Annotated in this window: 22 protein-coding genes; 10 read left to right on the top strand and 12 right to left on the bottom strand. The window is 55.2% G+C overall.

Annotated elements, in window-relative coordinates; all coding sequences use genetic code 11:
- Together ABVT35_RS09630 and ABVT35_RS09625 are read right to left on the bottom strand one after the other, a co-directional pair.
- On the bottom strand, window positions 1-1,011 hold the full coding sequence (locus ABVT35_RS09630; protein ID WP_368466111.1) for a carbohydrate ABC transporter permease: 1,011 nt from the start codon (window positions 1,009-1,011) through the stop codon (window positions 1-3).
- Window positions 1,012-1,160: 149 nt separating this feature from the next.
- Complete coding sequence (locus ABVT35_RS09625; protein ID WP_368466110.1) at window positions 1,161-2,528, bottom strand: ABC transporter substrate-binding protein; 1,368 nt, start codon at window positions 2,526-2,528, stop codon at window positions 1,161-1,163.
- A gap of 322 nt (window positions 2,529-2,850) precedes the next feature.
- On the opposite strand from ABVT35_RS09625, the gene ABVT35_RS09620 reads away from it, so the two are divergent.
- Entirely contained in the window at window positions 2,851-3,879 is a 1,029-nt protein-coding gene (locus ABVT35_RS09620) for a substrate-binding domain-containing protein (RefSeq protein ID WP_368466109.1), read from the top strand.
- A gap of 2 nt (window positions 3,880-3,881) precedes the next feature.
- On the opposite strand, the gene ABVT35_RS09615 is transcribed toward ABVT35_RS09620, so the two are convergent.
- Complete coding sequence (locus ABVT35_RS09615; RefSeq protein WP_368466108.1) at window positions 3,882-5,486, bottom strand: GMC family oxidoreductase; 1,605 nt, start codon at window positions 5,484-5,486, stop codon at window positions 3,882-3,884.
- A gap of 823 nt (window positions 5,487-6,309) precedes the next feature.
- Between ABVT35_RS09615 and ABVT35_RS09610 the strand changes: the two genes are divergently transcribed.
- Window positions 6,310-7,218 (top strand): 1-acyl-sn-glycerol-3-phosphate acyltransferase, encoded by a 909-nt coding sequence (locus ABVT35_RS09610; RefSeq protein WP_368466107.1) that lies wholly within the window; start codon window positions 6,310-6,312, stop codon window positions 7,216-7,218.
- A gap of 171 nt (window positions 7,219-7,389) precedes the next feature.
- Complete coding sequence (locus ABVT35_RS09605) at window positions 7,390-8,457, top strand: NAD-binding protein (protein ID WP_368466106.1); 1,068 nt, start codon at window positions 7,390-7,392, stop codon at window positions 8,455-8,457.
- 68 nt (window positions 8,458-8,525) lie between these two features.
- Here the strand turns inward: ABVT35_RS09605 and ABVT35_RS09600 are convergent, their stop codons facing one another.
- A complete protein-coding gene (locus ABVT35_RS09600) occupies window positions 8,526-9,332 on the bottom strand; it encodes a class II glutamine amidotransferase (RefSeq protein WP_368466105.1) in 807 nt (268 codons plus the stop codon).
- A gap of 191 nt (window positions 9,333-9,523) precedes the next feature.
- Between ABVT35_RS09600 and ABVT35_RS09595 the strand changes: the two genes are divergently transcribed.
- A complete protein-coding gene (locus tag ABVT35_RS09595; protein WP_368466104.1) occupies window positions 9,524-11,131 on the top strand; it encodes an APC family permease in 1,608 nt (535 codons plus the stop codon).
- Window positions 11,132-11,173: 42 nt separating this feature from the next.
- Here the strand turns inward: ABVT35_RS09595 and fabF are convergent, their stop codons facing one another.
- Both fabF and ABVT35_RS09585 read right to left on the bottom strand, forming a co-directional pair.
- Entirely contained in the window at window positions 11,174-12,442 is a 1,269-nt protein-coding gene (gene fabF / locus ABVT35_RS09590) for a beta-ketoacyl-ACP synthase II (protein WP_368466103.1), read from the bottom strand.
- 38 nt (window positions 12,443-12,480) lie between these two features.
- Window positions 12,481-12,915, bottom strand: a complete 435-nt coding sequence (locus ABVT35_RS09585; protein ID WP_368466102.1) for a MarR family winged helix-turn-helix transcriptional regulator — start codon at window positions 12,913-12,915, stop codon at window positions 12,481-12,483.
- A 144-nt stretch (window positions 12,916-13,059) separates the two neighbouring features.
- Between ABVT35_RS09585 and ABVT35_RS09580 the strand changes: the two genes are divergently transcribed.
- A complete protein-coding gene (locus ABVT35_RS09580) occupies window positions 13,060-13,473 on the top strand; it encodes an SRPBCC domain-containing protein (RefSeq protein WP_368466100.1) in 414 nt (137 codons plus the stop codon).
- On the opposite strand, the gene ABVT35_RS09575 is transcribed toward ABVT35_RS09580, so the two are convergent.
- On the bottom strand, window positions 13,470-14,786 hold the full coding sequence (locus ABVT35_RS09575; RefSeq protein WP_368466099.1) for an aspartate aminotransferase family protein: 1,317 nt from the start codon (window positions 14,784-14,786) through the stop codon (window positions 13,470-13,472). The genes ABVT35_RS09580 and ABVT35_RS09575 overlap by 4 nt on opposite strands.
- A gap of 461 nt (window positions 14,787-15,247) precedes the next feature.
- Here ABVT35_RS09575 and ABVT35_RS09570 point away from each other — a divergent pair, with 461 nt between their 5' ends.
- On the top strand, window positions 15,248-15,730 hold the full coding sequence (locus ABVT35_RS09570) for a GyrI-like domain-containing protein (RefSeq protein ID WP_368466098.1): 483 nt from the start codon (window positions 15,248-15,250) through the stop codon (window positions 15,728-15,730).
- Between the two features lie 61 nt (window positions 15,731-15,791).
- Here the strand turns inward: ABVT35_RS09570 and ABVT35_RS09565 are convergent, their stop codons facing one another.
- Entirely contained in the window at window positions 15,792-16,124 is a 333-nt protein-coding gene (locus ABVT35_RS09565; RefSeq protein WP_368466097.1) for an ArsR/SmtB family transcription factor, read from the bottom strand.
- Between the two features lie 166 nt (window positions 16,125-16,290).
- On the opposite strand from ABVT35_RS09565, the gene ABVT35_RS09560 reads away from it, so the two are divergent.
- Window positions 16,291-16,989, top strand: a complete 699-nt coding sequence (locus tag ABVT35_RS09560) for a glutathione S-transferase family protein (protein ID WP_368466096.1) — start codon at window positions 16,291-16,293, stop codon at window positions 16,987-16,989.
- 7 nt (window positions 16,990-16,996) lie between these two features.
- Here ABVT35_RS09560 and ABVT35_RS09555 read toward each other — a convergent pair whose 3' ends face one another.
- A complete protein-coding gene (locus ABVT35_RS09555; RefSeq protein WP_368466095.1) occupies window positions 16,997-17,485 on the bottom strand; it encodes a nucleoside deaminase in 489 nt (162 codons plus the stop codon).
- A gap of 122 nt (window positions 17,486-17,607) precedes the next feature.
- Window positions 17,608-18,633 (bottom strand): LacI family DNA-binding transcriptional regulator, encoded by a 1,026-nt coding sequence (locus tag ABVT35_RS09550; protein WP_368466094.1) that lies wholly within the window; start codon window positions 18,631-18,633, stop codon window positions 17,608-17,610.
- 99 nt (window positions 18,634-18,732) lie between these two features.
- Between ABVT35_RS09550 and ABVT35_RS09545 the strand changes: the two genes are divergently transcribed.
- Both ABVT35_RS09545 and ABVT35_RS09540 read left to right on the top strand, forming a co-directional pair.
- Window positions 18,733-19,926, top strand: a complete 1,194-nt coding sequence (locus ABVT35_RS09545; RefSeq protein ID WP_368466092.1) for a phytanoyl-CoA dioxygenase family protein — start codon at window positions 18,733-18,735, stop codon at window positions 19,924-19,926.
- 135 nt (window positions 19,927-20,061) lie between these two features.
- The gene (locus ABVT35_RS09540; RefSeq protein WP_368466091.1) at window positions 20,062-20,910 is read left to right on the top strand and encodes a DMT family transporter; all 849 of its coding nucleotides are present in this window, start codon (window positions 20,062-20,064) and stop codon (window positions 20,908-20,910) included.
- A 10-nt stretch (window positions 20,911-20,920) separates the two neighbouring features.
- Here ABVT35_RS09540 and ABVT35_RS09535 read toward each other — a convergent pair whose 3' ends face one another.
- Window positions 20,921-21,592: a phosphatase PAP2 family protein gene (locus tag ABVT35_RS09535; protein ID WP_368466090.1), complete on the bottom strand. Its 672-nt coding sequence runs from the start codon at window positions 21,590-21,592 to the stop codon at window positions 20,921-20,923.
- Between the two features lie 317 nt (window positions 21,593-21,909).
- On the opposite strand from ABVT35_RS09535, the gene ABVT35_RS09530 reads away from it, so the two are divergent.
- Entirely contained in the window at window positions 21,910-22,266 is a 357-nt protein-coding gene (locus tag ABVT35_RS09530; RefSeq protein WP_368466089.1) for an MmcQ/YjbR family DNA-binding protein, read from the top strand.
- Window positions 22,267-22,317: 51 nt separating this feature from the next.
- On the opposite strand, the gene ABVT35_RS09525 is transcribed toward ABVT35_RS09530, so the two are convergent.
- Window positions 22,318-23,742: an MATE family efflux transporter gene (locus ABVT35_RS09525; RefSeq protein WP_368466088.1), complete on the bottom strand. Its 1,425-nt coding sequence runs from the start codon at window positions 23,740-23,742 to the stop codon at window positions 22,318-22,320.
- Window positions 23,743-23,926: the final 184 nt, after the last annotated feature.

The following is a 23,926-nucleotide window of genomic DNA, read 5'->3' as shown; positions in this document are numbered from 1 at the left end:
TCAACGGCCCTCCATTTCGGAGTTGGCGCGGCGGATGTTCCAGACCATGATCGGGATCACCAGAACCATGATGACGATCGCGATGGTGGCACCGCGGCCAAAGTCACCTCCCCCGCGGAACATCCAGTCAAACATGAGATTTGCAAGAACCTGCGTGTTCCATTGTCCGTTCGTCATCGCCAGGACAATGTCGAAAACCTTTAGCACCAGGATGGTGATCGTGGTCCAGACCACCGCGATGGTTCCCCATATCTGCGGGACCATGATCTTGAAAAAGATCTGCAACCCGTTTGCGCCGTCGATCACCGCCGCTTCGATTGTTTCTTCCGGAATGCCTCTCAACGCGGCAGACAATATCACCATGGCAAATCCGGTCTGCACCCACACCAGGATGATCATCAAAAAGAAATTGTTGTAAAAAGGCAGCGTGATCCAGGCCTGCGGTTCGCCGCCGAAAAACGTCACGAGAGCGTTGAGCAGACCAATCTGCTCGGTGCCTTCTGCTCGATAGTCGTAGATGAATTTCCAGATAACGGCCGCGCCGATGAATGATATCGCCATTGGCATGAAGATGAGGCTTTTGGCGATGTTGCCCCACCAGACCCGATCGGTCATTGCAGCAATGACAAGCCCGAAGAAAGTGGCTGCTGCCGGAACAAAAACCAGCCACAGCATGTTGTTGAGCATGGATTCGTGAAACTCGCCATCGGCAAGCATCCAGGCGTAATTGGACAAGCCGACGAATTCGTCGCCCGAACGACCGAAAAAGGATAGCCGCAAAGACGAAAGCACAGGGTAAAACAGATAGATGCCAAGAGCCAGCAGTGCCGGTGCCAGGAACAGCCAGGGACGGATTGTATTGGCAAGCCGAAGGTTTCGGATCGCCTTTTCACCATCGCCATCTTTCGAGGGAAGTATGGCATCCAGGATCCAGTTCGATGCCAGGAAATAGGCCGCGCACCCGGCAACGCCCAAAACCATAGTTACCGTTGCAAAAACAAGCTGATTCATCGCACTGCCCCTTCAAGCGTTTCCCAAGAGAAATCGGCGATTTAATACCGTTTATGAAAATGCATCTCCCAAAAAGCGGTTGCTGCTGTCTTATGACCCGGGCCGGGAGGTGTAGCCCGGGTCAGACGCGGTCACAGCAAGCACCGTCGTTACTTCAGCGCATCCCAGTTTTCCTGGATTTCGGCTGTAACGTCGGCGGCCGGCTTGCCACCTGCGTAGTCCACCATGCCGGTCCAGAACGCACCGGCACCAATCTTGCCGGGCATAAGGTCGGAACCGTCGAAACGGAAGGTGGTGGCATCGGTCAGAATCTGACCCTGCTTTTTAAGGGTTTCGTTTGCGTAGGTATCCGGATTGACGCCCTTATGCGGGGTCAGGAAGCCTGCACGCGCCATCCAGACCTCGTGCGCAATCGGTGTTTTCAGAAATTCGATGAAGGCCCTCGCACCTTTGGAATCCCTGGTAATCGCGAACAGCGTACCGGCTCCAAGCACAGGTTTGCCCAGATCTTTGCCGGCGTAGGCCGGGAAATAGAAGAAGTCGGCATCTTCGCCAAGGGCAGTGCCTTCAGGGAAGAAAGAAGGAATGAACGACGCCTGACGGTGCATATAGCATTTTGGCGGTGACGAGAAGAGGCCTTTCGGGCTGTCGCGGAAATCGGTCGTGGCGACAGCTTCAGCGCCACCATCGACATAGGCGTCATTGCGCGCAAAGACGCCGAATTCCTCGATTGCCCCGATCACAGCGGGGTCGTTAAACGGAATCTCGTTGCGCACCCATTTATCATAGGTCTCCGGGCTTTGCGTGCGCAGCATAAATTCCTCTACCCAGTCCGTTGCAGGCCATCCCGTGGCGCCACCCGAACCGAGCCCTATGCACCAGGGCGTGCCACCATCGGCTACAATCTGCTCGGTGAGCGCCTTTAGCTCTTCCATGGTCTGCGGAACTTCGTAGCCTGCATCTTCAAAGTTTTCTGGCGAGTACCACACAAGCGACTTCACATCGGCCTTGTACGGAAACGCAAAATAGACAGGATTGCCGCCCTTGTCGGAATAGGTACCCAGATCAACCCATGACTGACCCGCGGCGTAATTTTCGGCGACCCAATCTCGTACCCCGTCACCGAGCGGCGTTAGCAATCCTTTCGCCGCAAGATCCGACGCCAGGCCCGGCTGCGGAAATACGGCAATGTTGGCCGGGCTTCCCGCCTGTGTATCAATGACGATCTGCTGCTCGAAAGAATCCGAGCCCGTATATTCGACATTGGCCCCAGTTGCGGCCTCGAAATACGCGATCATTCCCTCGACGAGTTCAAGGTCGGCACCAGTCCAGGGACCGAATACCGTAATCGTCTCGCCTTTGAGGTCCATATCCTTGAGTGCTTCATAACTTGCCCAGTTGAACCGGCTGTCTTCGCCGGGTTTGAACGCAAGTTCCTGCGCACGTGTAGCGTCAAGGGTGGCTGCCCCCAATCCAAGCGCACAGATGATGCCCGCTACTGCGGTGACTTTTTTCATAACTTTTCCTCCCGATATACAATGTGCGGTTTGCCCGCACCGGCGATGCAATCAGTCTTCAACCGCAAAATCCAAAGCGGTTTGAATTGAGTTAAAAATGCAGACACAATCAACATCTGTCAACGCGTTTGTTAACTAATTTTAGAGCCCAATAGCTATTCAAATTTTTACCCTTTGTTTTTGTTGTGTTTTTTCAGTCAAGATTTTTTAAATCGATTAAAATCAACTCATCGCTCTCACTGTTTTGAAAACGGCTGTGTTGCCAAATTTCTCAATGTGTGACTATTTTGTGGATTGTTGATCAAATCGCTTTGGAAGAAATATGGGCGTAAACCTCAAACAGCTGGCACAGGCGTTGGGAATCTCCCAGACAACCGTCAGCCGTGCGCTAAACGGTTTTCCGGAAGTCAGCGAAAAGACCAGGCGCAAGGTTTTGGACATGGCGCAGCAGTTGAATTACTCGCCAAGCCCCCATGCGAAAAAACTGGCGACCGGAAAATCCAAGACCATCGGTCATATTGTGCCGCAATCCGATCACATGATGATCAATCCGCTGTTTTCCGATTTTATTGCCGGTGCCGGCGAAACCTATTCAAAGGCCGGATACGACATGCTGATGTCTATCGTGCCGCGGGAGCTTGAAGAAAAGACATACTACAAACTCGTCGCCAGCAAGCGGGTAGACGGAATGATGGTTCATGCGCCCTTGGTCGGCGATACCCGAATTGCGTTGTTAAAGAAACTCAACATGCCGTTTGTCGTTCATGGCCGAAGCGCAGACGACGACACCACCTACTCCTGGTTGGATGTCAACAACCGCCGCTCGTTTCAGCGCGCAACTCGCCTTTTGATCGACCTTGGCCATCGCCGCATAGGATTGCTAAACGGCATTGAAAGCATGACCTTTGCCCAGCGCCGTCGCATGGGCTATCTGGAGACCCTTGAAGCCCACGGTATCGAAGCCGCCCCCGAGATCATGTTTTCAGAAGACATGATGGAGCCTTACGGTTATCTGCGCACCCGGCAAATGTTGTCGTTGGCGGATCGCCCCACGGCGATTTTATGCTCGAGCATACTGCCGGCGATGGGCTCAGTCCGCGCCATACAGGAAGCCGGCCTGGAGACCGGCCGCGACATCTCCATTGTAACCCATGACGACACGCTTTCATTTCTTGCAAACAGCGGCGATATCCCGATGTTCACTGCCCTTCGTTCATCAATCAAATCGGCGGGCAAGCGATGTGCGGAAATGCTGATTGAAGCAATCGAGAATCCGGGCATGAGCCCCGTTCACGAATTGTGGGAGACCGAGCTCGTGCTCGGCAACTCAACAGGCCCTGCCCCAACCTGATTTCACCGCGCGTCTTCGCGGATCATGTCACTGGCTTTTTCCGCAATCATCACCACCGGGGCGTTTGTGTTGCCTGAGGTGATGGTCGGCATGATGGAAGCGTCCACCACTCGCAGACCGTCAATGCCGTGCACCCGCAACCTGGCATCAACAACCGCCCCTGGGTCATCGCCCATTTTTGCGGTTCCCACGGGGTGAAAAATGGTTGTCCCGATATTGCCTGCAGCTTCTGCAAGTTCATCCTCCGATTGGTAGGACGGTCCCGGCAGATATTCCTGCGGCCGATAACCGGCTAATGCCGGTTGCGCCATGATCTTGCGCGTAAGCCGTATCGCCCGGGCAGCCGTTTGCCGGTCGGGCTGTTCTGAAAGGTAATTCGGCGCAATGACCGGATCATCGCGCCAGTCTCTGCTCCTGAGGCCGACATGCCCGCGGCTTTGCGGGCGCAGATTGCAAACCGAGGCGGTGATAGCCGGAAATTCGTGCAGCGGATCGCCGAACTTGTCCAGAGACAAGGGTTGTACGTGATATTCGAGATCGGGCGTTTCGAGACCGGGATCCGATTTTGCAAATGCTCCGAGCTGGCTCGGCGACATGGACATCGGTCCTTTTCGCCAAAGCGCATATTCCAAGGCGATCGCGGCTTTTCCGAAAAGAGTTGAGGCGCGCTCGTTCAGCGTCCTGGCGCCGTCGACCTTGAAGATCGTTCTTAGCTGCAGATGATCCTGCAGGTTTTTGCCGACACCCGTCAGCGCATGCAACGTCTCGATGCCGTGACCCGAAAGGTATTCCGGGTCGCCAATACCGGAGAGCATCAACAACTGCGGCGAACCGATGGCACCGGAAGACAGAATAACCTCCGCATTCGCTGTCACGCGATGCGCGGTTCCGTCACGGTCAAACTCCATGCCGACCGCCCGCCCCTCTTTCAAGATCAGTCTCGTCACCTGCGCTTTTGTCATGACTGTAAGGTTCCGCCGCCCGAGCGCCGGGCGCAGAAAACCCCTTGCCATATTCCAACGCCAACCGCTCTTCTGGTTGACCTGAAAGTAGCTCACGCCTTCATTGTTGCCCCGGTTGAAATCGTCGACTTTGGGAATTCCGGCCTGTTCGCAGGCATCGCTGAAGCGATCGAGAACCTCCCACGACAGCCGTTGTTGCTCTACGCGCATGCAACCCCCGGCATTATGCATTTCGCTGCCGCCGCCAAAATGATCTTCAGATTTCAAAAAATAGGGGAAGATATCGTCCCAGCTCCAACCGGCATTGCCGAGCTGGCGCCAGTGGTCATAGTCAGCCGCCTGCCCGCGCATGTAAATCATACCGTTGATCGACGAGCAGCCACCCAGGACCTTTCCGCGTGGATAGGCTATTGAACGGCCATTCAGGCCCGCTTCCTTCTCCGTCTTGAAACCCCAATCCGTGCGCGGGTTGCCGATGCAGTAGAGGTAGCCGACAGGAATCTGAACCCAGATATAATTGTCGCTCCCGCCCGCTTCGAGTAGAAGCACCGTCTTGTCCGGATCCTCCGACAAGCGATTGGCCAGAACACAGCCGGCTGACCCGGCTCCGACTACAACATAATCAAACTGACCGGTTTCGACCACGATACCTCCGGGTAAGTTGAGTGCCTGGTTGCAGACTCATCAGGTCCATGCGGTCGTCTGAATCCGGTCGCCATTATGCCCTTGGCTGGTACGCTGGCAATATGTCAAACAGCACATTGAGCAAACAGTCGGGGCGCTTCCATTCGATACAAATATAAACTGTACATTGTGAAATTTAAATCCAGCATCTTTTTGTATATTTCAATTTTTTACACACTCAGTACCAATTAATATTTTAGATATATTTTAATAAATAACTATCCCGGCTAACCATCAATACGCTGTCAAAAACGATTCAATCAACACTGTATTTGACTGAATTGTACAAACGATTTCGAAAGGCCGGATATCATCTGTCATCCATCATGCATCGAAAGTACTGTTTGCTTTACAAGCCAGCCAGCACAACGGCCGCAAGGTTTTTTACGAACATCCTCCTTGAGGACAGGCACTGGAAAGTGGATAGATTATCGAACTACACAATTGTCCAAAATTTGTTGCATACATGGAATCTTCGGAGCTTCTTTCTTAGTTCAGTTGCCCCCAAAAAATCTGTGGTTACGTTAACCCCATCACTAAAATTTTATGGTATTTTTTATTTGCGTTATATTTTATTTATAATAGGCAGTTGAAATGTAAGTCGATGGGCCGCAGCCACATCGACCCGAACATCGGCAATCTGGGGAGAAATTCCGGTGGCATTCGGAGATACACTACACGGAACCGGTTGGTCGCGCATCGTGCATGGTTGCGCGGAGCGGGCTTTAGCGAACGGAATCCGTCTTCTTGGCTGTGCAGAATTCGCTCATCGGGTGTCATCGCCATGAGCTATCAGGAATTCATCAACAGAGACATGACGACGCCCCCAGGTTTCGTACCCCAATCTCCCGGGACGAGGCTACGTGGCAACCTGGCAATGAACAACCTGCTGCGTCGCCACATTCCCTTCGTCTATGGGCAGGGAGGCGGCCGGATGTTGCGACCTGTTTGCGATCAAATCATCAACCGACGTAAAGCTGATGTGATTCTCGGTGAACTGGCGCGCTGTTCAACCGGCGCCGAAATTATAGAAAAATTCAGAGTTGCGCTGGCGCCCCGGGTTGTTGCCGCCGGCAGTCACCACATCCCCACTTCCGGTGGAGGCATTGTCGTTGCGAATTACCCGACGGGTATTAGTGACGGGGCCGCACTCTACAATCTGCTGCGTCATTTGCGACGGGACGTTTCGTTTATCCTCGACAGTGAGTTGTTGAAGATAAATCCCAACGCTGCAGACACGATCGTTCCGCTGGACTATCGAAGGAACGGACAAGCACCCAGCATTGTGAGGCGTGCCGTAGAGGAGACGCGGAATCATCTTGCGCAAGACAGACTTGTCGTGATGTTTCCGGCCGGAATAATGGCGCTCCGGGAAGGCGGTGTTATCCGCGAGCGGGATTGGCAGCGGCTGTTTGTCAGCCTCGCAACGATCGGTAACGTGCCGGTAATCCCCGCGCATATTCTGGCACGCAATTCACGTGCCTATTATTTCTGGCGGAATTTGTCCGAGCCACTCGCAAAACTTCAATATGCGCGGGAACTTAACCAGAGATACAGCAGTGAATATGCCATCAACGTCGGCCACCCGATAGACATCGCGAGCCTTAAGGGACGGCCGCACGAAAAGGCCAGGAAGATACAATACTTTGTTGAAGAAATTCTCATAAAGGATCCGGAAGCCAGGATTGCATAATATGCATAGAGGACATGCTGGCTTTTCGGGCCCCGCAACGTGTCATGATCCGCCCATCATGCCCGTTGCGGGGCTTTTAATTTGTGCCGCCATAGAGATGTGATCCAATTCTAACTACAATTCAGGACTGTATGCGTTTTCCTGATTCCACCAATCCAAGGCGGTGCCACTATGGATATTGAAAAGCTGCAACGGTTTAACAGCGCCTACGAAGGTGAGTATCCGTTTCTGCAGGAGCTTGGGTCTCAATGGGCCCGGTCGAAACCTTTGGAGGGGTTTCGGATATTGCATAATATTCCGCTCACGCGTGAAACCATGCTGAAGCTGGAGCCGCTCTATCTGGCCGGTGCGGAGCTTACCGTCACGCACCTGAAACTGCCCGGCCTTGCACCAAAGATGGAATGTGCCGACCTCCTGCGTGAGGCCGGAGCCGATATCGAACTCGATCACGACCGCATAAGCGGCGAATACGATATTGCGCTCGATTGCTGTGCCCAGATTCCGTCAATGAAGAACGTGACCATACGTCGGGGTTACGTTGAGCTTACGCAATCGGGAACACCCGCCTACAGCAAACTGAACACGACGCTGCCCATATACAGTCTGGATTTGTCGAAGCTGAAATGTCTAGAAGGCATGTTCGGCACTGGCGAAGCCTGTGTGCGGGCCATCAAGCAATTCATCGAGCCGGAGTTGAGCGGAAGGAAATTCGTCGTTTTTGGATACGGCAAGGTTGGCCGCGGCATAACGCGCTACCTTTCGCGGGAAGGTGCCGAAATTACGGTTGTGGACTCCAACCCAACCCATCTCGAACACGCTGCAGCGACCGGTCATGCCACTGAAAGGAGCGCCGGCAGCCCTACCCTTCTTGAGGCCATAAACGATGCATTTGCAGTCATAACGGCAACCGGCCATCCGGGACTTGTGCAGGAGCTATTCTCGCCGTCGGACATCAGTGACGACGTACACCTGATCAATATGGGCGCCGATGATGAGTTTGGGGAAGGCTTTCCAATCTCCCGTGTTGCCGCCAACAAGGCGCCGCTGAACTTCATGCTGGATTCACCGACGGTCATGTTTTTCATCGATCCGATCTTCGCTGCACACAATCGCTGCTGCGAGCACATCCTGGCAGGTGGTGCCAGCGGCTTTACTGCGCTGCCCGCAGCGCTTGATATGCCGGTCGTAGAGGCATGGAGCAAACGCTACAACATCGATGTCAGCGATATCCATTACTAAGGCTTTCACACGATCACGCATGGGAATTTGCCGTCTCAGACAGCCTAATTCGGCACGGATGCCAACTCTTAGGGCGTTCGGGCTATTTCTTCACCATCCCTGAGAGCGATCACTGTTCCCTCCCCGAGCGGTGTCCATCCGCTTGATGTCAGCGGGACGCTTGCTACCATTAGACCGTTCGTTTTGGCCACAGGCCAGCTGATATCCAGCCCTTTGGCCACTTCCCTTGTACGCCCCAGACACAGGCCGGGCGGCCGTATTTCACCGAACTTGCCATCGACGTCAAAACGCCTTTTGTCCGCGTGAGCGAATAGCACATCCCCGTCGGCATAGAGAAAATTGGCCGACCCAAGCCGGCGCAGTTCCGCTGCTGTATGTGAAACCACGTCCAACCGCTCGTCGAGCCGTGGAACGCTACCGCCGGCTCGGTGCCAGAGCGGCGAAAGCCGCTGGAGCATAAGACAAAATGCATATTCGGAATCGGTCTGTCCGACAGGGCGGAATTCGTCAGACTCAAAGCCCAGACGCGTTTCAATGTCCTCGAGGCTGCCATTATGCGCAAAAACGTGCATCCGCCCGCCCAATTCCCTGCGGAAAGGATGCGTGTTGACGATGGAAGGGGCTCCGGCCGTCGCATAGCGGACATGGCTGATGATGCACTGGCTCGTGAGCCCGTGGGTTTCCAGAAATTCGATCCAGGGGCTTTGCGATGCGGGCAGAGCCTCACGGATCAGAAGAACGTCATTGTCCTCGTAGTAGGCAACGCCCCAACCCGACCTGTTCACATGGGAACGTCCGCCATGTTTGGCAAACTCCTCAAGGCTGCAATAAAGCCGCACCGGCTTGGAGGTCGAAACACCAAAGAGCTCACACATCTGCATACTCCTCAATTCGACACTAGGCAGATTCACAGCCTCTTGCCAACCGGGATACGCAATTGGGCGTGGTCCCAACCTGCGCGCCGGAAAGTACCCTGGTATTGAATACAGCAAGCACGGTTTACGCGCTGCAATCGAGCAATTAAACCTATGATATACAGACAGACGGTGCGCCGATGGGAGGGGTGATGCGCGATAATCGGCTCAACCGTGAAATCGGCCTGATCGGCCTGACATTCGTGGCCGTCGGCAGCATCATCGGTTCCGGCTGGCTGTTTGCCCCACTGCTTGCAGCCAACCTCGCAGGCCCTGCCTCAATCATCTCCTGGTTCGTTGGTGGCGCCGCCGTGTTGCTGATCGCGCTGACCTTTGCCGAGATTTCCGCCATGTTGCCCTTTCCAGGCGGGATTGCCAGTGTTCCGCAGTTCAGCCACGGCAACATTGTTTCCATGACTATGGGCTGGTTTGCCTGGATCGGCTATAACGCCGCGGCACCGACAGATGTTGAAGCGATGCTTCGATACCTGGCCATAAACAATCCGTGGCTTTATGACACCGCCGATTTCGATTCACTGTCCCTTTCCGGAAAGGGCGTGGCAGCCGCTCTGCTGGTCTTGTTTGTTGTTCTGAATGCCTTTGGCGTCCGCCTCTTTGCCTATATCAACACGACACTTACCTGGGTGAAGATCGCCATCCCAATCGTCATCAGCGTGGCGCTGATCTACGCGCATTTCGATTTCCGAAATTTCGTCGGCGATGAAGGCTTTGCCCCAACGGGTGCCCATGGCGTCATGGCCGCCATCTCGGCTGGCGGGATAGCCCTGTCCTTCGTCGGCTTCCGGCACGCGATCGACATGGCGGGCGAGGCCAGGAATCCCCAATTCACCATTCCCGCCGCCCTCATCCTTGCGATCGTCGTGTGTTCGCTGATCTATGTCGGACTCCAGGTGGCGTTTGTCGGCGCGCTCAGCGAAACCGATCTCAAAAGCGGTTGGTCGAGCCTGACCTTTGTTGGCGGCGGAGGTCCTCTGGCCGCAATCGCTCAAGGACTCGGTATGTTGTGGCTCGTCAGCATGACCAATGTCGCAGCCGTCATATCACCCCTTGGATCTGCATTCGTTTCGGCTGGCTCAAACGGAAGACTTGCATTGGCGCTCACGACAACTGGGATCCTGCCGAGCATATTCAGGGCTCTCAACCGGTTTGGCGTTCCGCTTTACGCGTTGTTTCTGAACCTCGTCATCACATCAGTTATGGTTTCGCTGCTGCACTTCCATCTCATCATTGCCATTTACACTTCAGCGATCGTGCTTTCGCTGGCAGTCGGTCCGATCGCGTTGATGGCGTTGCGCAGAATTGCGCCTCACTACAAACGGTCGTTCAGGGTTCCGGCGGCACCAGTTGTCGCCGGCTTCAGCTTTGTTTGCATCACACTGATCGTTTACTGGAGCGGATGGGAAACCATCCGGGTTCTTGCCCTGCTGCTGGCCCTCGGCGTCGTGATGTTCTTCATCCGCTACCGGCGCATTGCACGCGATGAGTTGGATCTCTACCAGGCAGCCTGGCTTGTTCCCTTCATCGGCGGGATTGTGTTGATATCCTGGCTGGGCAATTTCGGCGGCGGACTTGGGATACTGCGTGGCGGTGTCGACATATTGGCCTGCATCGTTCTCAGCCTTGTTTGTTTCGCTATTGCCGTGCGCACCGCTCTGAGCCGTCGACGCTTTGAGGAGCGGATCGATCAGGTGCTGGCAGAAATCGGCTATGACGACGAAGTTTACAGGGATATCGCCTGACGCGGACCGGTCTGTTGAGACCAGGCCCGCGCAGCCTTGGACTCAGCCGATAACGCGCATCGCAATCGTTGCATTGACACCGCCAAATCCGAACCCGTTGCACAGCGCCTCTTTCACTTCTGCGCGACGGGCTTCGTTCGGTACAAAATCAAGATCGGCAAACGCCTCTTCGGGCCGGTCGCAATTCAGTGTCGGCGGCAGCAGTCCGGAGCGCAGCGCCATGGCTGTGAATACAGCCTCCACGCCGCCGGCCGCGCCCAGAAGATGGCCGATGGCCGACTTGGTCGATGAAATTGCCAGCCTCCGGATCCGCTCTCCAAAAACAGCGCGCATGGCAGCGATTTCGCCACGATCTCCGACCGGCGTCGATGTGGCATGCGCGTTGACATATCCAAAATCGTCCAGTGATGAGCCCGTCATATTAATGCAGGCGTCCAGTGCCCGCGCGGCGCCAGAACCATCTTCAGGGCCCGCAGTCAGGTGCCAGGCGTCGGCACTCGTTCCGTAACCGCTCACCTCGACCAGCGGCGTGGCTCCCCGTGCGATCGCATGGTCCAGTGTCTCCAGAACAACGAGACCGGCTCCCTCGCCCAGGACAAATCCGTCGCGATCCTGATCGAAGGGCCGGGATGCACGTTCCGGCGCATCGTTGCGGGTGGAGAGCGCTCGCGCGGCAGCAAAACCGCCGATGCAAAGCCGGTCTATGCAGGCATCCGTGCCACCGGCCAGAATCACGTCGGCTTCACCGGACCGAATGAGACGCATTGCGTCACCGATGGCCTGCAATCCCGCTGCGCAGGCAGTAACCGGCGCACCGATCGGGCCCCTGAAACCGTATCTGATAGATATATTTCCCGCCGCCAGATTGGCGAGAAAGGCCGGAACCACGAAAGGGGATAGTCTGCGCGGTCCCCTGCTTTCCAAGGTTTTCACAGCTTCAGTTATCACCGGGAAACCGCCAATGCCGGTCGCAATTACGGTTCCTGTACGGATTTTCAGATCCTCACTTTCCGGTTTCCAACCTGCCTGGACCAGCGCTTCTTCTGCGGCCGCGAGCGCATAGATCGTGAACAGGTCAACTTTCCTGCGCTCCTTGGTATCGACGACCGCATCAACAGCGAGGCCGTATTCATCTGCCGTTATGTCGGGCACAAGACCGGCAATCTTCGCCGGAAGATCGCTGCAATCCACCCGGTCGTTGGTGCGTATCCCGGATTTGCCCGCGACAAGTCGGTCCCAGACCTGCCCCACACCGCAGCCAAGCGGCGTCACCAATCCCATTCCGGTAATGACAATCTTACTTTGCGGCATAGGAGACTCCTTGTGTATATACACGTTTGGTTGAAATTTCAGCGAACGGCACCCACCAGTGAAAGTGATGCCTGGACTTTGTCCCACTCCCGGTCGCCAAATTCTTCACGCAGACCGGCCTGCGCCTCTTTCCATTTTGGAATGAGCGTCGTTAAAAGGTCTTCGCCTTCACGCGTTAATTCGAAACTCTGCGGCCGGCCCTGCCCGACCTGATCAGCTTTGATGTATCCGCGCGTTCGGAGCAGCTTCAGATTGCGTGTCAGGGAGCTCCGTTCAATGGCAAGTTGCTCGGCCATGTCGCTAACGGATTTGTATCTGTTGGCGGCAACGGCATAAAGAAGCGAGACCTGCGTGCAGTGAAGACCATAGGGGCGCAGCAGCCGGTTATAGCGGCGAGTGATTGCTCTTGCCGCCTGCCTTGTCTTCAGAACCATGCACTCGGTGCTGGCCTCTTTCGGAATATCGATGCCCATTCAACCACCTCAAGATGTGTATATGCACATTTTCAAGTCAGTTTCAACGCGTTAAAATTTGTTAACTCCGATTCGTGTCGCGTCTTGCTATGAACCCGCTATGGCCGTCATCTGGCCACACTGTGATTGCAGTGAAGGAATAGTATGAAGATAGACAAGAGCTACGCACTGCCTTTCCCGCCAAACCGTGTCTATGCGGCGTGGGTGTGCTCGGAGACGATTATTCCTCCGGCCACCAAAATGGATATTAATCCTACCGTCGGTGGGCATTATCGCCTGTTCATGGAGAGCGAAGACCGCTGCAACCGTGCCGAAGGCCTGTTCTTTGCCGTCGTGCCGGATCGCCATGTCCGCTACACGTGGGAATGGGACCGCGACGGCGAAATAACCGAAATAGACGTGCTGTTCGAAGCCGATGACGACGGCACCGCCCTTCGCATCCGCCACTCCGGATTCCGCAAGGAAGAAAGCCGGGACATGCACGACAGCGGCTGGGATAATTATGTTGAACAATTATCCGCGCTTCTGGAAAAACGTCAGGAACTGGTTACCGCCTAGATCGTATCCAGTGCAATTCCCAGCTTCGTGACCAACTCGTCAATCTGGCCGTCTTCAACGATGAACGGCGGCGCAAGAAGCACATGGTCCCCACGCACTCCGTCAACCGTCCCCCCCATCGGATAGCAGATAAGGCCGGATTCAAACGCCGCCTTCTTGATCATCTTGTTGACACCGCGCTCATGCGCAAAGGGTGTTTTGGTTGACCGGTCTTCCACCAGTTCAATCCCGCGAAAAAGCCCTCGGCCACGAATGTCGCCCACATGCGGGTGCTGGCCGAACGCAGCGTTGAGCCTGTCGAAAAGCACCTGACCCTTTTCCTGAACCCGCGTTATCAGATCCCGGTTCAATATTGCCTTGAGAACCGCCAGGCTCGCTGCACACGCCACCGGGTGTCCGATATAGGTATGCCCGTGCTGAAAGAAACCGGAACCGCCTTCGATGGCGCTATAGATTTTTGAGGAACACAGCATCGCACCAACGGGTTGATATCCGGCGCCAAGCCCCTTAGCGACGGTTACGATGTCCGGCAAAACACCATCCTGCTCACAGGCGAAAAGGCTTCCGGTGCGGCCCATGCCGCACATCACCTCATCCAGGATGAGCAAGACACCGTATCGATCACAGATCTCGCGTATGCGTTTGAAATATCCCTCGACAGCCGGAACTGCACCGGCTGTTGCTCCGACAACCGGTTCTGCGATGAAGGCCATGACGGTCTCCGGTCCCAGCCTGTTGATCTCGTCTTCCAGTTCCCCGGCGACACGCTGACCGTATTCATAGGCAGTCTCACCCTCACGTCTGTTGCGATATTCGTAACAGGGCGCGATGTGGGACGTCTCGATCATTAGCGGCGAGAATGGCTGACGCCGCCATTCGTTTCCACCGGCAGCCAACGCACCCAGCGTATTGCCGTGATAGCTTTGCCGGCGCGCGATCAGCCTGTGGCGTCCGGGCTCTCCGTTTTCCAGGTGGTACTGACGGGCCAGCTTGATCGCCGCCTCGACGGCTTCCGATCCGCCGGATACAAAAAACACACGGTCGATGCCCTTCGGCGCGTGTTCGATCAACAGGTCGGCGAGTTCTTCAGCCGAGTCCGACGTGAAAAACCCGGTATGTGCAAACGCGACCTTTTCCAACTGCCCACTAATCGCGGCCGCAATTTCCGGGTCACCATGTCCGAGACAGGAAACCGCCGCACCGCCCGAACCGTCGAGATAGCGTTTGCCGGTACTGTCAATGATGTAACAGCCCTCACCACCTGTTGCGACAGGAAGTTTGGCTTTGGTATGCCTTGGAAATACGTGGGACATCTCGCAATCCAGTAAACGTGCTTTGTTGCCTTCGCCCGATCGATAGATGGCTTCGAGCTGGCGCAACGACCACCAACGCGCCGGTCATTCCCATCTTAATCGCCGGTAAGAAACATATGTATCATCTATTTCGCAATGTAAATACGTTTGTTTCATCGATATGGGATGAGCATAAATCGACATCTCCGATGTGATCGCCGAACGCACGCACCGTGTGTAATTGGACGAAGCGTGCTGCGGTCTATGAGAATACGCTCTCGACACAGACCAGGCGCGGGAAGGTTTTATAGATTATCTGAATATATAGCTGCACAATTAGCCACGCGATCAGTATTCAACTAACATGTATCGATATCTGATCCATATGCGTTGACTTACCGCCGCTCCGCCATAGTTAAGATCGCGCAGATTTTAATATTGCCGCTAATTGCATCTGACGGGCAAACGCAAGGAGCCTTGATGTGACTACGACGACATTGCCACGGCCAAGTATCAAAAAAGGCAGAGCGTTGCTCGTTGCCGGCTTCCGGCAGGCTTACAGGCCGGGTCAGACTGCGAACGGCATTCCGCGGCAATGGCGACGTTTAACTCCCTATTTCGACAGCTTGCGCAACCGGGTCGGCTCGGTTGCCTATGGCCTTGTCTGCAGCAGCGACGAATTTGGAAACTCCGAATATATGTGCGGCATTGAGGTCAGCGATTTCGCCGGACTTCCGCCGGAGCTCGACCGGTTGCGGCTCCCTGACCAGACTTATGCAGTGTTTACCCATGAAGGCCATGTGTCGACGGTTCAAAGGACATGGGAGGGCATCTGGGACGACTGGTATCCCTACTCCGGATATGAGGCTGCCGATACGCCTGATTTCGAACGATATGATGAGACCTTCAACCCTGAAACCGGCGTTGGCGGCATCGAAATCTGGTTCCCTATCGTGAAGGACTAGGCTTGTCTTTTCTGCGCGGCTTTCCCAAGTTTGATGCCGCACATCGTTGCGGCGGTCTTTCTCAGCAGGCGCCGGCAATTTCATCAAACAATGGCCGGCACAGTTCCGGACGGCCGCCGCAGCAATCATCCATCAGAAAGCCCAAGAGGCCGCGAATGCCTTCAATGTCGGCGTAGTACCGTACGCTCCTGCCCTGCCTCTTGTTGCGGATCAGGCCGGCGTTGAGCAGTATCGACAGATTGGTGGACATTGTGTTTTGCCGGACCTCAAGCTCCGCACCGATCTCGCCTGACAACATGCCGTTCTCGCCAGCCTTGATAAGCAATCTTAAAACATCCAACCGGGTTTCCTGGGAAAGCGCCGCAAAGGCACCGAGCGCATTTTTCTTATCCATAATTCATGAATATTCGATGCGTTGAGTGTCTTCAAGACTGAACCCGAACAGGCCCGTCCCGGATGTTGTCGTTTGCAAAGCCGGTAAAGGCGCGAACATTGTTTCGCGCAGGCCGTTTGTTGTGGCAATGTTGGCTTTTAACCCAACGCACAAAGGGAACGGCCTTTTGTATACGCTCTACTATGCGCCGGACAACGCATCTCTGGTGGTTCGGATAGTGCTTGAGGAAATAGGCGCGCATTACAACACCTGGCTGGTTGACCGCAGGTCCGGGGAGCAGAAAGGCGAGGCTTACCGCAAATTAAATCCGAACGGCCTCATCCCTGTATGTATAATTGACGACAAACCGGTATTTGAAACAGCAGCGATATTGCTCACCCTAGCCGACAGGCACGAAATGCTGGCGCCGGCGCCGCAATCACAAGATCGCCCCCAATTCCTCAAATGGCTGTTTTTCCTCTCCAACACGCTTCACCCGGATTTGCGGCAGCTCTTCTATCCGGAAAAATTCGTCGGCCCGGATGTTGAGCTTCAGTCTGTGCACTCTCGGATAACGCGTGATCGGCTCCGCGAGCGGTTCCAGGTTCTTGAGAACCTCTATGCGGAGCTTGACGGACCATACCTGCTCGGCAACGATCCCTCCATCGTCGACATATACGCAGCTCTGTGCCTGCGCTGGCCGCAGCTTTATCCGACGGAAACGCCCGCGGCTTTCAATCCCATTGAATATCCGGCGCTGCTGTCGATGATGCGCGGCCTTGAGGTACGCCCTGCCTTCAAGAGGTCATTCGAGGCGGAAGGCATTCCGGCGCCCTATCTTTCCGCCGCACGGCCATGCGATGGATCGGCGGGTTCACCGCTTTAATTGTCCGTTACGAAGACACCCAGAAACCGTCATGAACAGGACGCGCCTCATCTTCGATCAATGGCCCCACAACTTCAACGGTTCTCTGTCCGGCCGCAAAGACATTGCGGCATGGCAGATCCATTGTCAGGTTTTCTGGGTCCGGACCGATGAGGTCCTTCAGTGCCTTTTCACTCAGCCCGTATACGACGCGCCCTACGCCGACCCAATAGACCGAGCCGGAGCACATGGCGCACGGCTCCGCGCTTGTGTACATGGTGCAACCGGCAAGAAACGCGTCATCGTAGAGCTTTGAGGCCTCGGTCATCAGGTTTCGTTCGGCATGGCCGGTCCGGTCGCTGAGCGTGCCGCAGGTGTTCTCTGCTTCCATCAGTATTTCGCCGTCCGGCCCCGCAAGCAAAGCGCCAAAGGGGTGGTTGCCGCCCGCGCGGGACTCACGGGCAATTTCGATTGTGCGGCGAAGGAGTTCAATATCTCTTTCGTGGCTGATGGACATTGTCGGATTCCTTTCCTGCTCGGTACTGTCAGGATAGGCCACACTTTATTCCTGGCAAGGCGCTATCCCCTGCCGAAGTCTGGAACTGTTTCATCCGATCCTTGAGCGTCATTCGGCAGATATCAGACCGCAACAGGAAGATTGAATGGCGTAGCGATACCGATCGTTGACGGCGCGACATCGAATGACGCAGGCAAAAGACGTTGATGTCTAAGGATAAGCTGACAGGCGGATCGGGCGTCCTGGCGTAGGTCATGATGGATAACAAGCGACAGCCGGTTTTGCCGCAAAAGGTCGATATTGTCCCGATCCAGATCATGCCCGACAAACACGCTGTAACCTTTGCCTGCCGCCTTGAAGGCATTGGCGATCGCGCGGTTTCCGCCGCCGATTGAATATATCGCACAAATGTCCGGATAACGCTTGATCAGCCCGGCAACCTGGGCACCCGTTGTTCGGTCCTTACCGAATCCCTCGCTGATACTCACGGTATCGATCGGATTTGCGGATTGTGCAAGCACCTCACGAAATCCCTGCTCCCGCTCCTTCTCGCCGAAAAAGCTGGTGCTGGAAAGAGATACCAGAACAGGTCCTGCCCCGCCTTTCAGGAATCCCAGTATGAAATATGCGGCAGTTCTGCCAGCTTCGCGATTGTCCAGCCCGACATAGGCCAATCGTCCCGAGTCAGGAATATCCGTCACCAATGTTACGACGGGAATCCCCTTGCGTGTCAAACGCCCGACAGATGCGGTGATCTCGGCGGAATTCGGAGCTTTCAATACAACACCGTGGCTGCCGCGTTTTCGGATTTTCGCAAGAATTGCACAGATTTCGCTTTCTTCCATCGTCTCGGCAAGGTGGAACCGGCAGCGGAAAGTCGCGGGCCGCATGGCAGGCATTTCAGCTTCAAATGCCTTTTGCACCGATCCTGAAAAACGTTGCGGCGCTTCCATCACAACGTCGATCGTGAAGCGCCTTCCCGACTGCAAAGCCGTTTCAGTTTGTCGCTGAAGCTCGCCGATTGCAGCGCGGACGCGGTCCACCGTTGATGCCCGGACACCACCGCGCCCATGCAGAACCCGGTCGACAGTCGCGAGGCTGACACCCGCCTGATAAGCGATTTCTTTCATCGGATAATCTGGTTTCATTTTACCATACTGAGGTGTTTTTGAGGTGATTTCCAGATTTATTTCGCATGGTTTCTTCCTAAACTGGGTGCACAACAACACAGTTCGAGGGAGAGACCTATGGATCAGCGAACCATCATCGCCGAACGGTCCAGGCAGACATGGATGAAAGCGGGCAGCGGCGATTTCGAGGCCTTCAAGGCGCTCGTTGGGCAGACTGCACAAAAGGATGACTGGCCGTTTGCTTCGGCCGTAGTGAATAACGTGCTTATTTATGATGGTGACGCGGTTCGGAAGCTGGCGCAGTCACCCGAGAACCGCCTGGAATTGATGGCAGAATGGGTCGAAGTATTCCTGTCCGGCCCCGGTGTGATCGTCATTCGCCATGCCATACAAGACAAATCGGTCATCGACGAAGCCTCGGCCACTTTTGAGGCAATCATCACCGAGCAACGCCGCACGAATGAGGGCGGCGGCGATCATTTTGCCAAACCCGGTGCCAATGACCGGATCTGGAATGCCGCGGAAAAACACTGCATCGCATCTCCGGAGAATTTCGCCCGGTACTTCGGCAATGTTGCTATCGGCCTGGTAAGCCGGGCCTGGCTTGGTGACGGTTATCAGGTGACCGCTCAAGTCAATCGGGTCAATCCGGGTGGAGCGGCTCAGACGGCGCACCGTGATTATCATCTCGGGTTCATGACTGCAGAGCGCCTGCGGCAGTTTCCAACCCATGTTCATCGCCTGTCACCGGTTTTGACCCTTCAGGGTGCCGTTGCGCATTGCGACATGCCCGTCGAAAGCGGTCCGACACTGTTCCTGCCCTATTCGCAGATTTTTCTGGAGGGTTATGTCGCCTTTGGCCGGGATGAATACCAGGACTGGTTCCGTGAACATCACGTGCAGCTTCCGCTGGAAAAGGGAGATGCGGTCTTCTTCAATCCGGCGCTCATGCACGCTGCCGGGCCGAATATTTCCAAAGACATCTACCGCATGGCCAACCTGCTCCAGGTGTCGTCCGCATTTGGGCGCGCCATAGAAGCGGTCGATCGGACGCGCATGAGCCAGTTGCTCTATCCTGTGCTGCTTGAAGCTCAACGGACACAAAGCCTGTCCGGTGATGAAATCGCCTGCGCGATAGCGGCCTGTGCGGAGGGGTATCCGTTTCCAACCAACCTCGACAACGATCTGCCTGTGGGCGGCCTGGCGCCGAATTCGCAAACGGCCTTGATGCGGGAATTGCTGGAAAGGCAGGTTTCCGCCGAGGAATGCTGCAAGGTCCTCGATGAGCAGGCAGGCCGAAAGCGCCCCTGATCCGCATTCGGTAGGACGGTTGAATCCGGGCGGATGACAATACCGCCCGGACCTGCTTTCATGGCAATCGGATATTCTATCCGTTGTCGGATCAGGGGGTGCCGTTTGCAGGTCGAACATCGAGGAAAACCCCTGTTGTTTGGGCTCTTGGCCGCATTCTTCTGGGGAACGCACAGTGTGATCGTACGCTACCTTACCGCCGACATGCACGGAATCACCATCGCCGCGCTGCGGCTTTATATTGCGGCAATTGCGTTGTTCGCCCTCATGAAAGCACTGCGCTTTGCCGTGTCTTTCAAATTGTCTGACCAAAACCTCCAGATCGCAGTCGTCTCGACGGTGATAAACTACATCTGCTTTCACATCGGGCTTGAACACACCAGCGCCTCGAATGCGATGATGCTGGAAAACACTGCACCCTTCTTCGTGCTGCTGATTTTGCTGTTTTTCGCCGGGGAAAAAATCAAGCCGAGAGATCTGCTGGCGGCAACAATCGCCGTTGCCGGTGTCTTTCTGACAGTTTTGCAGGACCTGGAATTGGGTGGAGAGGGGTTCGCAGGTGACGTGCTGGAAATCCTGGCAGGTTTGAGCTGGGCCGGTTTCATCATCGGCAGCAGCCGCGCCCTTCGCGCTTCGTCCGACACGGCGGAGCGCCTCAATTTCCTGTTCAACGTCTTCATCTGTTCAGCGGTAATCCTGACACCGCTGATGTTATTCTATCCCGTGTCGGCAACAACGAACGATCTAGTCTTCCTGATCCTTCTCGGACTGCTGCCGACGGCTCTCGCCTACTATCTGTGGTACGAGGCGGCGGCGCGTGTGTCTGCTATTTCAGCGGCGCTGATGTTCACACTGTCGGTCATATTCACTTTCATCAACGCCGCCCTGTTTCTTGGCGAGCAACTATCTGCCACCACCGTGATCGGCGCGTTGTTGATCGTTGCGGGTGTCGTTTTGACATCAACCGGCAAGAGTGAAGCGTAAGCTACGATGCTTAACCGGTAATCAGCTTCACCGCTTCGATATAGGCGGGTTGCCGGGCAACGATATCCGCGTAGGCCGCTCCGAGCTTCTGCCCGGCGGTCACATCCACCGGATAATGGGCACCGGCGATCACCCTTCCATATCCAACCTGATTGGCCAGTTCCATGAGATCGGCTTCGTGCTCGGGAAAGATTCCGGATAGCAGCGTTCCATATACGGTTGCCCGGATCGAATGCCCGCTTGGATAGGCAGCAACGGGCCGTGCGTCACCTACCGGCCGCACGCGATCATCAATCTGGAAGGGCCTCGGTTCGTCATACACGCCTTTGAGCGCGTCGTAATCCATGCGCACTTCGGATATGACCCCGTCAAGCGTTTCTTTCAGGGCCTTTCCGTCAACACCGACAAGGGATGTACTGATGATGGGCGCGAAGCGTTCCAGGTTCAGGGTTTTTTCGGCAAAGGCAACCTGTTGCGGTGTTCGCGTCTCTTGCAACCAGAGCACAATGTCCATTTGTGTCTTGTGTTCGGCCGATCCGCGTTCCGGCGGCGGCCCGATCAGCGTTTGCGCATCAACCGCGCCCTCCGGCAGATATCTGCGCTGCCCTTGCTGATCTGCAAAGGCCTCGACCGAATACGCAATAATTATGAGAATGATTACAGTTGGATAAGCGATCCGCATGAGCATCCTGAAGGTCCTCTTTTTTCACCCAGGCAATGCCGCCCCAACGCCCCGGAATTGGTTGCCATATCCAGTCACCGGAAACTCCATCAGGCAAATTCCCGTGCTTGAGCACCTGGTAGAGCACAGGTAGTCATTCAGCCATGAAATTCGACAGGTACTTTGGTATTATTGTTTGACTTTTAGAAATTGATTCAATTTATTACATCTGTTTTTTAATCTGATATTTCAGGAACAGTCGGTTAGTTGTCGCCATGGTCTTCCAAAACGCGCGCGACTCGAACAGACTTGCGCCCGCCAGCATGAGGAAAGTGGCGGTGGACAGATCCGGATTCGATAAATATTGCGGCTCGCTGAGGGCAACCACACATGTCGTGCAATGGGGCGGCGCTTCCGTTTGGAAGGTCGGCGGCAAGATATTTGCCATATGCTCGCAATGGGGCGAAGGGCCCCACCAGCGTATCAGCTTCAAATGCACAGACCTTGCCTACACGATACTGTGCGAGCTGGACGGCATCGTTCCGGCCCCTTATCTCGCCCGCGCGAAATGGGTGCAGATCGAAAGTCCGGAAGCAATGAGCGACGACGATCTGCGCAGTTATATCGGAGCGGCGCATATAATCGTCGCCGGCAAGCTGACCCGTGCGCTTCGGAAGGAACTGGGACTGATTTGATCTGCCAACACCTTAAGGCTGATAACCGGCCACCGCCTTTACTCGGCTGGTTCAGGCGCGGAACAAACCCCAGCGCAAACCGTGTATGCGGCGCATTTGAACCAGCAGATATATCGCCATTGCCAGCATCAGCAACTCGGCAACTGGCCCGGCAATCCAGATACCGGTCTCGCCAAGAGCCAGGGGCAGTGCGAATGTCAGCGGCAAGGCAAACATATAGGTGCGCGACAGGTTCATTGCCGCAGAGCGCTTGGCATCGCCTGTGGCCTGGAAATAGCTGGCCAGCATCATGGACGGACCAAAGAGGAAGAAGAGCACGACCATAAAGGGCAGGATGCGCCCGGTTTCACGGGCAATTGCTGCGTCTTCGACGAAACCGTAGCCGATGACATCGGCAAATGTGAGGAAGCCGATTTCGGCTGCAACGCAATAGATAAAGGCGAAAAGGACAGCCAACCGTATACTCGCATCCGTACGGGGCCAGTGCTTGGCTCCAAAATTATTGCCGATGACTGTCTGGAATGCCATGGCCAGCCCCAGCAGAGGCAGATAGAAAAACGTCATCAGCCGTGTGGTGATGCCATAGGCGCCAACCGTGGCTTCATAGTCCCCGCCGCTCCATAGTTGCAGGCTGTAAATAACAGCGGCAGACGACAGGGAAACGCCCAAATATCCGAGGCTCGGGGGAATTCCGAGTGCAAGATAATCCCGCCAATGACCAATCATTTTCTTGAAGGCGAGCGCGCCGAACCCAAGCACCGACGGGGCAAAAATTCTGTAGATCAGCACGGTGACAAGTGCCACTGATTGCGCCGCAATCGTTCCGTAAGCGGATCCGGCAACCCCCATATCCAGATTGACGATAAACACGTAGTTGAAGATCACGTTGAGCAATATTGTCGACATTGACGCCATGGTCATGAAGGCCACCCTTCCCTCACAGCGCAACAAGTCGAACATCAGCATTTCAACGAAGGTTATCGGCGACAAAATAACCAGGACAGCAATGTAGACATAGCCCATCCGAGCCAGAGTTTCGGAACCGTTTGAGACCAACACGATCAGGTTGTCGCCGATCGTCAGGAACCCGGTGATCAGGAGTGCAGAGAAAATCAGCGAAAGCAGAAGCGCTCCCACGAATGCGTTGCCCAATATTCCAGGCGGCTCACCCGCGCCGAGCAAGCGGGCCATAACAGACGAAAAGCCGTTACTTACAACGGTCGCCATTGCAATCAGCATCATGAAGAGCGGAAACATCAGTGTGACCGCCGTCAGAGCCTCGGGTCCAACGAACACACCCAGAAACCAGGCATCGACCAGGTTGAACAAGCCGTTGACGAGCATGATCAGGATAATGGGTGTCGCAGTCTTTGCGAACACGACTGTCAGCGATCCCTTCAGAAAGACATTTTCCGGCTTGTCGGATTTCATCGACGTATCCGGGTCTTCAATTGCCTGGCTTTCCAACTCACGCATTTTGCGCATGCCCCTATCGTGCTCTGCCGCTAAACAACTGTCTGATTTATATAACGGCTTTTGTACAATTCCCGCATCGGAGCCTGCCGTCAGAAGTCACGAAACGCCGCGCAAATACACTGATCTTGCCGTTCGTCGTTTCATGCTGTACTATAATTGACACCGTCAATTGACATTGTCAATC

The sequence above is a fragment of the Hoeflea sp. TYP-13 genome, from assembly GCF_040932035.1.
Classification (GTDB): Bacteria; Pseudomonadota; Alphaproteobacteria; order Rhizobiales; family Rhizobiaceae; genus Hoeflea_A.
This window is presented reverse-complemented; position numbering and strand designations above follow the sequence as displayed.

Coding starts and splice junctions, on each gene's coding strand:
- ABVT35_RS09580 (WP_368466100.1), top strand. CDS start 13,060: ATGAAGATAGACAAGAGCTACGCACTGCCTTTCCCGCCAAACCGTGTC.
- ABVT35_RS09565 (WP_368466097.1), bottom strand. CDS start 16,124: ATGGATAAGAAAAATGCGCTCGGTGCCTTTGCGGCGCTTTCCCAGGAA.
- ABVT35_RS09610 (WP_368466107.1), top strand. CDS start 6,310: ATGAGCTATCAGGAATTCATCAACAGAGACATGACGACGCCCCCAGGT.
- ABVT35_RS09600 (WP_368466105.1), bottom strand. CDS start 9,332: ATGTGTGAGCTCTTTGGTGTTTCGACCTCCAAGCCGGTGCGGCTTTAT.
- ABVT35_RS09555 (WP_368466095.1), bottom strand. CDS start 17,485: ATGTCCATCAGCCACGAAAGAGATATTGAACTCCTTCGCCGCACAATC.
- ABVT35_RS09525 (WP_368466088.1), bottom strand. CDS start 23,742: ATGCGTGAGTTGGAAAGCCAGGCAATTGAAGACCCGGATACGTCGATG.
- ABVT35_RS09625 (WP_368466110.1), bottom strand. CDS start 2,528: ATGAAAAAAGTCACCGCAGTAGCGGGCATCATCTGTGCGCTTGGATTG.
- ABVT35_RS09575 (WP_368466099.1), bottom strand. CDS start 14,786: ATGTCCCACGTATTTCCAAGGCATACCAAAGCCAAACTTCCTGTCGCA.
- ABVT35_RS09550 (WP_368466094.1), bottom strand. CDS start 18,633: ATGAAACCAGATTATCCGATGAAAGAAATCGCTTATCAGGCGGGTGTC.
- ABVT35_RS09630 (WP_368466111.1), bottom strand. CDS start 1,011: ATGAATCAGCTTGTTTTTGCAACGGTAACTATGGTTTTGGGCGTTGCC.
- ABVT35_RS09605 (WP_368466106.1), top strand. CDS start 7,390: ATGGATATTGAAAAGCTGCAACGGTTTAACAGCGCCTACGAAGGTGAG.
- ABVT35_RS09535 (WP_368466090.1), bottom strand. CDS start 21,592: ATGCGGATCGCTTATCCAACTGTAATCATTCTCATAATTATTGCGTAT.
- ABVT35_RS09585 (WP_368466102.1), bottom strand. CDS start 12,915: ATGGGCATCGATATTCCGAAAGAGGCCAGCACCGAGTGCATGGTTCTG.
- fabF (WP_368466103.1), bottom strand. CDS start 12,442: ATGCCGCAAAGTAAGATTGTCATTACCGGAATGGGATTGGTGACGCCG.
- ABVT35_RS09595 (WP_368466104.1), top strand. CDS start 9,524: ATGCGCGATAATCGGCTCAACCGTGAAATCGGCCTGATCGGCCTGACA.
- ABVT35_RS09620 (WP_368466109.1), top strand. CDS start 2,851: ATGGGCGTAAACCTCAAACAGCTGGCACAGGCGTTGGGAATCTCCCAG.
- ABVT35_RS09545 (WP_368466092.1), top strand. CDS start 18,733: ATGGATCAGCGAACCATCATCGCCGAACGGTCCAGGCAGACATGGATG.